The sequence below is a fragment of the Nocardioides sp. NPDC057767 genome, from assembly GCF_042798275.1.
Classification (GTDB): Bacteria; Actinomycetota; Actinomycetes; order Propionibacteriales; family Nocardioidaceae; genus Nocardioides.
The window spans coordinates 21,209-28,783 of sequence record NZ_JBHVKJ010000064.1; the positions used below are offsets into that span (position 1 = coordinate 21,209).

At 71.4% G+C, this 7,575-nt stretch carries 8 protein-coding genes; all 8 read left to right on the forward strand.

Translation table 11 applies throughout. The annotated features are described in order from the left end of the window. Positions 1-6 precede the first annotated feature (6 nt). On the forward strand, positions 7-1,164 hold the full coding sequence (locus ACFVDI_RS24640) for a TIGR03364 family FAD-dependent oxidoreductase (RefSeq protein WP_378911419.1): 1,158 nt from the start codon (positions 7-9) through the stop codon (positions 1,162-1,164). Between the two features lie 19 nt (positions 1,165-1,183). Beyond that, on the forward strand, positions 1,184-2,125 hold the full coding sequence (locus ACFVDI_RS24645; protein ID WP_378911421.1) for a phosphate/phosphite/phosphonate ABC transporter substrate-binding protein: 942 nt from the start codon (positions 1,184-1,186) through the stop codon (positions 2,123-2,125). After that, positions 2,125-2,922, forward strand: coding sequence for a phosphonate ABC transporter ATP-binding protein (locus ACFVDI_RS24650; protein ID WP_378911422.1), 798 nt, complete (start codon positions 2,125-2,127; stop codon positions 2,920-2,922). The genes ACFVDI_RS24645 and ACFVDI_RS24650 overlap by 1 nt, the downstream gene beginning before the upstream one ends. Further along, positions 2,919-3,794, forward strand: coding sequence for a phosphonate ABC transporter, permease protein PhnE (gene phnE / locus ACFVDI_RS24655; RefSeq protein ID WP_378911423.1), 876 nt, complete (start codon positions 2,919-2,921; stop codon positions 3,792-3,794). The genes ACFVDI_RS24650 and phnE overlap by 4 nt, the downstream gene beginning before the upstream one ends. Beyond that, on the forward strand, positions 3,794-4,783 hold the full coding sequence (locus tag ACFVDI_RS24660) for a zinc-binding dehydrogenase (RefSeq protein ID WP_378911424.1): 990 nt from the start codon (positions 3,794-3,796) through the stop codon (positions 4,781-4,783). Before phnE ends, ACFVDI_RS24660 begins: the two co-directional genes overlap by 1 nt. Positions 4,784-4,794: 11 nt before the next feature. Beyond that, a complete protein-coding gene (locus tag ACFVDI_RS24665; protein WP_378911425.1) occupies positions 4,795-5,247 on the forward strand; it encodes an NUDIX domain-containing protein in 453 nt (150 codons plus the stop codon). Positions 5,248-5,258: 11 nt separating this feature from the next. Continuing rightward, the gene (gene dxs / locus ACFVDI_RS24670) at positions 5,259-7,157 is read left to right on the forward strand and encodes a 1-deoxy-D-xylulose-5-phosphate synthase (protein ID WP_378911426.1); all 1,899 of its coding nucleotides are present in this window, start codon (positions 5,259-5,261) and stop codon (positions 7,155-7,157) included. A gap of 145 nt (positions 7,158-7,302) precedes the next feature. Further along, positions 7,303-7,494: a hypothetical protein gene (locus ACFVDI_RS24675; protein ID WP_378911427.1), complete on the forward strand. Its 192-nt coding sequence runs from the start codon at positions 7,303-7,305 to the stop codon at positions 7,492-7,494. Positions 7,495-7,575 lie beyond the last annotated feature (81 nt).

The following is a 7,575-nucleotide window of genomic DNA, read 5'->3' on the forward strand; positions in this document are numbered from 1 at the left end:
CGGGCCGTGCCAACTCACTCGACCACCACCGATACGGCCGCTGACCTCGTCGTCATCGGCGCCGGGATCGTCGGTCTCGCGCATGCCGCCGAAGGGCTGGCGCGGGGCCTGCGGGTCCACGTCATCGAACGCGACGAGCGCGCCGTGGGCGCCTCGGTCCGCAACTTCGGCCACGTCTGCGCCACCGCTCAGTCGGGCCAGGCGCTGACCTACGCCCTTGCCGCCCGGGACCGCTGGGTCGCCCTCGGCGAGCAGGCGGGGTTCGAGGTCCAGGAGACCGGCACCGTCGTGGTCGCCCGCACCGATGCCGAGCTCGCCGTGCTCGAGGAGTTCGCCGCCGCCCGCGGCACCGAGCAGGCGCTCCTGATCGACACCGACGCCACGCGCGCCCTGTTCCCGCCGGCCACCGCGGACGTCGTCGGCGGTGCGCGCCTGCCGCTCGACCTCCGGGTCGACCCGCGCGAGGCGCTCCCCGCGATCGCGGCCTGGCTCGAGGCCCAGGGGGTCCGGTTCAGCTGGGCGACCCACGTCGGCACTCTCGACCCGGTCGCGGACGGCGTCGAGATCCGCACCAGCCGCGGAACCATCCGTGCCGCCCGGGTCGTCCACGCCGCCGGCCACGACGTCGACCGGCTCTTCCCGCAGGTGGCCGAGAAGGCAGGCGTACGCCGCTGCCGGCTGCAGATGCTCGAGGTCGCGCCTCCGGGTGATGTCGAGATCGAGCCGGCGGTGCTGACCGGGCTCTCGATGCTCCGCTACGGCGGGTTCGCCGAGACCACGGCCGCGGCCGGCGTACGCGCGCAGTTCGAGGCCAGCGGCCCCGAGCTCCTCGACGTCGTGATGAACCTGATGCTCACCCAGCGCCCGCGGGCGGGCGGCCGGCCCGGCTCGATCGTCCTGGGCGACACCCACCACTACGACCGCACGCACCAGCCCTTCGACGACGAGTACGTCGCCGACCTGGTGCTGCGGGAAGGGGCGCGGCTGCTCGGGGCCCCGCTCACCGTCCGACGTCGCTGGCGAGGGGTCTACGCGGACTCGCCGCGGACCGACTTCCTCGTCGACGAGCCGTTCCCGGCACTTCGGGTCGTCTCGGTGACGTCGGGCATCGGCATGACCACCGCACTGGGCCTCGCGCCCACCGTTATCGACCAGCTGCTCTGACCACAGGAGAAACACCGACATGTCCAAGCTGCGCTCCCTCACCGCGCTCGCGGGTGCTGCGACCCTGACCTTCGCCCTGGCCGCCTGCGGCGGCGGGGCCACCCCCGAGAAGACCGCCGCGGGCAGCGAGGTCGGTCCCGACCAGATCTGCCCAGACGGCACCCTGACGATGGGCGTCGAGCCCTTCGAGGACCCCAAGAACCTGATCCCCGTCTACGAGACCCTCGGCAAGGCCCTCGGCGAGGAGCTCGGCTGCGAGGTCGAGGTGCAGATCTCCGACACGTACGTCGCCGAGATCCTCGCCATGCAGAACGGCAAGCTCGACATCGGCCAGTTCGGGCCGCTGGGCTACGTCTTCGCCCAGAAGCAGGCCGGCGCCACGCCGCTGGCCTCGTTCGCGGGCGAAGACGGCAAGGTCTCGTCCTACACCGGTGGCATCTGGGTCCCCAAGGACTCGCCGATCGAGACTGTCGAGGACCTGAAGGGCAAGACCCTGGCGCTGTCCGAGTCGGGCTCCACCTCCGGTGACGCGGTGCCGCGCAAGGCGCTCATCGACGCCGGGATCGAGAAGGACGTCAAGGCCGAGTACGCCGGTGGCCACACCGAGGCGCTCCTGGCGCTGGTCAACGGCAAGGTCGACGCCGCCGAGATCAACAGCCAGACCCTGGCGTCGGCGACGGCCGAGGGCCAGTTCAACGAGTCGGCCTTCCGCCGGGTCTGGGAGTCCGAGCCGATCCTGAACGACCCGATCGCCGCGGGCCCGAACATGACGCCCGAGGTGTCCAAGGCGGTCCAGGAGGCGCTGCTGAACCTGCCCGCCGAGTCGGTCGCGGAGATCGGCGAGTACCTCGACTTCACCCCGCCCGCCGGCAAGCCGGCGCTGGTCGCGGTGACCGACGAGGACTACCAGCCCGTCACCGATCTGGCCGAGGCCCTCGAGCTGACCACGGCCGACCTCTGATGCGCGCTGATCACCTCCCCGGGGCGGCCATGCTGCGTATCGACGGCCTGAGGAAGGCGTTCGGGGAGAAGAAGGTCCTGGACGGCCTGTCCTTCGAGGTCGCCTCCGGGGAGGTGGTCAGCCTGCTGGGGGCCAACGGCTCGGGCAAGTCCACCTCGCTGCGCTGCGTGGTCGGCCTGGAGCTCCCCGATGCCGGCACGATCACGGTCGACGGTGTCACCACCCGGCCCGGCGCGGCGACGCCGACGGTGGCGATGGTCTTCCAGAAGATCCATCTGGTGCCCCGCCGCAGCGTGCTCGACAACGTCTGTGCGGGCGCGCTCGGGAGGCTCGGCCTGAGCCGCTCCTGGTCGGTGCTGGCGTTCCCGCGCGAGGTCCAGGCCGAGGCGATGGCGTGCCTGGACCGGGTCGGTCTCGCCGACCGCGCCCGGGAGAAGGCGGGTCGCCTCTCCGGCGGCCAGCAGCAGCGCGTCGCGGTCGCTCGCGCGCTGTGTCAGCGGGCCACGGTGCTGCTCGCCGACGAGCCGGTCTCGGCGCTCGACCCGGCCGCCTCGGAGCAGGTGATGAACCTGCTCCGCTCGCTGGCCGACGACGACGGCCTCGCCGTCGCCGCGGTGCTCCACCAGCCCGACCTGGCGCGCCGCTTCTCCGACCGCATCCTCGGACTGGCCGGCGGGCGGCTGGTCTTCGACAGCAGCAGCGCCGAGGTCGACGACCAGATGGTGGCCGGCCTCTACCTGCCCGCCCTGGAGGCGCTGGAGGCGGCCGAGGCCGCCGAGATGAGGGAGTACGCATGAGCACGGTGACCAAGACTCCCGACCCGGGTCTGGAGATCCCGCCACGCTTCCGCCCGGCGGGGATCGCCCTCGCGGTGGTCATCACGATCGGCCTGGTCGTCGTGCACTGGTACGCCGCGGTGCAGACCAACACCTCGCCCAAGGAGCTCGTCGAGGGCTGGCGGGGGCTGTGGAACTTCCTGTTCGGGGTCGACCGCACCTACCCGAACGGCAAGACCATCCACCAGGACGGAGCCTTCCCGCTCGATCTGCGCTGGGCCGAGACGATCCGGCCCGGCCTGGAGTACTGCCTGCTGACGATCTGGATCGGCCTGCTCGGCACGACCCTGTCGATCCCGGTGGCGCTGTTCTTCGCGGTGATCTCGTCGCGCACCACCAACCGGTTCGTGCCGCTGTGGCTGGCGGGCCGCGCGGTGATGTCGGTGCTGCGCGCGATCCCGGAGACGGTCTACGCGCTGATGTTCATCGCCGCGGTCGGCTTCGGGGCCTTCCCGGGCGTGATCGCGCTGGCGATCCACAACGTCGCGGTCATGGGCAAGCTGTGGTCCGAGGCCATGGACGAGGTGGACCAGGGGCCGGTCGAGGCGCTCCGTGTCGCCGGAGCCTCGCCCGCGCAGTCGGTCGCGCACGCGGTGCTGCCCGCGGTGATGCCGTCGCTGCTCGGGCTGCTTCTCTACCGGTTCGACACCAACGTACGCAGCTCGGTCATCCTCGGCACCGTCGGTGCCGGCGGCATCGGCTTCTTCATCAAGACCGAGGTGGACAGCTTCCACTTCGACACGATGATGACCTACGTCTGCATGGTGATCGTGCTGATCATCGTGATCGACCTCTTCTCGGCGTGGCTGCGCCGGAAGGTCGGCGCGGTCTGATGGCGCGGGTGGTGGTGTGGCACGGCGGGGCCGAGGTGAGGCTGGAGACCGTGGCGCTGCCGGAGCCGGGGCCGGGGGAGACGCTGGTCGAGATCGACCTGGCGACGGTGTGCGGCTCCGACCACCACACCGTCTCCGGCCACCGGCCCGGCGTCTGCCCGAGCGTGCTCGGCCACGAGGGCGTCGGCCGGGTCGTCGGCACCGGTGAGCGGGTGGTCTGGGGCGTCACCGTCTCGTGCGGCACCTGCGACCGCTGCCTGCGTGGCCTCACCGCGAAGTGCCGATCGGTCCGCAAGGTCGGGCACGAGCCCTACGAAGCGGCCTGGCCGCTCTCGGGCACCTACGCCAGCCACGTGCTCCTGCCCGCCGGCGCCGCGGTGGTTCCGGTGCCGGACACGCTGGCCGACGTCGTCGCGGCGCCGGCCGGGTGCGCGACCGCCACGGTGATCGCGGCGCTCGAGCGGGCCGGCTCGTTGCGCGGCCGCCGGGTCCTGGTCGTCGGCGCCGGGATGCTCGGTCTCACCGCGATCGCGGCCGCGGCCGACGCCGGTGCGGCAGAGGTCGTGGTGAGCGATGTCGTCCCAGCCCGGCTGGAGCTCGCTTCCGAGTTCGGCGCCACCTCGACGCTCTCGGCCGGTCAGGGGATCGGGCCGGTCGACGTCGCGATGGACTTCTCCGGGGCCGCGCCGGCGATCGAGGCGGCACTCGGTGCGCTCGACGTCGGTGGCTCCCTGGTCCTGGTGGGGTCGGTCTCCCCGGGGCCGGCGATCGCGGTCGACCCGGAGGCCGTCGTGCGGGGGTGGCGCTCGGTCAGCGGCGTACACAACTACGAGCCGCGGCACCTCGAGCAGGCGGTGGCGTTCCTGGCCGCCTCGGACCGCCCCTGGGCCGAGCTGGTCGAGGAGCCCGTCGGGCTCGACCGGGTCGGCGACGTACTCACGCGGCAGCTGGGGAGACCGCGGGCCTCGGTGCGCCCCCGATACAACTAGGCTCGCTCCTCATGACCGAGTTCGCCGCTGTGATCCTTGTCGACCGTCGTGGCTGGGTGCTGCTCCAGGAGCGTGATGAGCATCCGACGATCGCGCCGGAGAAGTGGTCCTTCTGCGGCGGCCACCTCGAGCCGGGGGAGGACCCGCTGGCCGGGGCCGTCCGTGAGCTCGAGGAGGAGACCGAGGTGCGCGTCGCCCCCGAGGCTCTCGAGCCGGTCGCCGTCCAGGAGCTGCGCCACCCCGAGACCGGCACCGACGACAAGATCCATCTCTACGCCGCCGGCGTCGACCTCACCGACGCCGACATCGTGTGCCACGAGGGCCGTCAGATCGTCTTCGTCGACCCCGCGAAGGCGCCTGACCTGGACCTCAGCGACTCGGCCCGGATCGGGCTCACGCCGTTCCTCGGATCGCCTCAGCACGCGGCGCTATCCGGGTCGGAGCCCGTCAGGGTCGAGACGTAGAATCCCCTCCTATGGGTCTCCTCGAACGCATCGCCGCGCCGCAGGATCTTCGCGATCTCTCCGACGACCAGCTCGAGCTCCTCGCGAGCGAGATCCGCGACCTGATGATCAGGACCGTGGCCACGAACACCGGCCACCTCGGCCCCAACCTCGGTGTGGTCGAGCTGACGCTCGCCATGCACCGCGTCTTCGACAGCCCGAGCGACAAGATCGTCTTCGACACCGGCCACCAGTCCTACGTCCACAAGCTCGTCACCGGCCGGGCCGGCGACTTCGGCACGCTGCGCCGCGAGGGCGGGATGAGTGGCTACCCGAGCCAGTCCGAGTCCGACCACGACCTGGTCGAGAACTCCCACGCCTCCACCGCGCTCTCCTACGCCGACGGGCTGGCCAAGGCCTTCACGATCCGAGGTGAGGACCGCCACGTGGTCGCCGTGATCGGCGACGGCGCCCTGACCGGCGGGATGGCCTGGGAGGCGCTCAACAACATCGCGATCCAGCACGACTCCAAGCTGGTCATCGTGGTCAACGACAACGGCCGGTCCTACACCCCGACCATCGGTGGCCTGGCGACCGCGCTGACCTCGCTGCGCACCAACCCCCGCTACGAGCTGCTCCTCGACATGGTCAAGCGCCGCCTCAACGCGGTGCCCGGGATCGGCGCGATGGCCTACGACGCGTTGCACGCGGTGAAGAAGGGGCTCAAGGACGCGGTCGCGCCCCAGGGCCTCTTCGAGGACCTCGGCCTGAAGTACGTCGGCCCCGTCGACGGTCACGACCGGCACGCTCTCGAGCAGGCGCTGACCTCGGCCAAGAAGTTCGGTGGCCCGGTGATCGTGCACGCGATCACCCGCAAGGGCTACGGCTACGACCCGGCCGAGCGCCACGAGGCCGACCAGTTCCACTCGCCGGGTCCCTTCGACGTCCAGACAGGCGCCGAGAAGCCCAAGGGCCGGATCTGGACCGACCACTTCTCCGACGCGATCGTGCGGCTGGGGGAGAGCCGCCCGGACATCGTCGCGATCACCGCGGCGATGATGCACCCGGTCGGCCTCGACGCCTTCCAGGCGCGCTTCCCCGAGCGCACCTTCGACGTCGGTATCGCCGAGCAGCACGCCGCCACCTCGGCGGCCGGCCTGGCGATGGGCGGGCTGCACCCGGTCTTCGCGGTCTACGCGACCTTCCTCAACCGTGCCTTCGACCAGGTGCTGATGGACTGCGCCCTGCACCGCGCCGGGGTGACGTTCGTCCTCGACCGATCCGGGGTGACCGGCGACGACGGTGCCTCCCACAACGGCATGTGGGACATGTCGCTGCTCCAGGTCGTCCCCGGCCTCCGTCTGGCTGCGCCACGCGACATCACCCGCCTCAACGAGCTCCTCGACGAGGCGGTCGAGGTCGATGACGCGCCCACGGTCGTCCGCTTCCCGAAGGGCCCGCCGCCCGAGGACATCCCCACGGTCTCCAAGCTCGGCGGTGGCGACGTGCTCGCCCGCGTCGGCACCAAGGACGTGCTGGTCCTCGGCGTCGGCTCGATGGCCGAGGTCGCCATGGGTGTGGCCGAGCGGCTGACCGCTCAGGGCATCGGGGTCACCGTCGTCGACCCCCGCTGGGTCAAGCCGATCGATCCTGCTCTCGTCGAGGCTGCCGCCGATCACAGCCTCGTGGTCACCATCGAGGACAACGGCGTCACCGGCGGTGTGGGGGCAGCCTTCCTGCAGACGCTGACCGCCGAGGACGTACGCACCCCGGTGAAGATCCACGGCATCCCGCAGGAGTTCCTCGACCACGCCAAGCGGCCGAAGATCCTGGAGGCGATCGGCCTGACCCCGCAGGCGATCGCCCTGGACACCATCGAGCGCCTGGGTGCGCTGACGTCCACTCCGCTGTCCCGAGACGTCAGCCTCTGACGCGGCGAGGCCGAATTTTGACCTTGCGGACCCCGTCTCTCCGGCCGAGCCACTGGCCAAGTTCGGCTCGTCTGCGATTAGAGTGGGTCCGTCGGGGGCGACGAGGGCCCTCGGCCTCGTCACCACACAGCACTCGGGGGATTCAATGCTCTATGACGACCTCGTGGCCGAGTTCGCCTGGTCACCTGAGCAGATGTCGGCACCGTTCGACCTCAAAGCGGCCGATGAGGTGATCCGCAAGAGGATCGAGAGCCGGCGACGCTCACCCTCACCGCAGGCGACGGTGCGCCAGGCCCCGCGACAGCGGCAGAACGCCGTCGCGCCCGAGAAGGCATGAGCCGAGGCTCCTGCAGGAACGGATCGGCCCCCGACCGCATGGCGGTCGGGGGCCGGGCGCATTCCAGGGTCAGTGGAACTT

Bases quoted from the DNA above. Each gene is read 5' to 3' on its own strand.
- ACFVDI_RS24645 (WP_378911421.1), top strand. From the start codon at position 1,184: ATGTCCAAGCTGCGCTCCCTCACCGCGCTCGCGGGTGCTGCGACCCTG.
- ACFVDI_RS24650 (WP_378911422.1), top strand. From the start codon at position 2,125: ATGCGCGCTGATCACCTCCCCGGGGCGGCCATGCTGCGTATCGACGGC.
- phnE (WP_378911423.1), top strand. From the start codon at position 2,919: ATGAGCACGGTGACCAAGACTCCCGACCCGGGTCTGGAGATCCCGCCA.
- ACFVDI_RS24660 (WP_378911424.1), top strand. From the start codon at position 3,794: ATGGCGCGGGTGGTGGTGTGGCACGGCGGGGCCGAGGTGAGGCTGGAG.
- ACFVDI_RS24665 (WP_378911425.1), top strand. From the start codon at position 4,795: ATGACCGAGTTCGCCGCTGTGATCCTTGTCGACCGTCGTGGCTGGGTG.
- dxs (WP_378911426.1), top strand. From the start codon at position 5,259: ATGGGTCTCCTCGAACGCATCGCCGCGCCGCAGGATCTTCGCGATCTC.
- ACFVDI_RS24675 (WP_378911427.1), top strand. From the start codon at position 7,303: ATGCTCTATGACGACCTCGTGGCCGAGTTCGCCTGGTCACCTGAGCAG.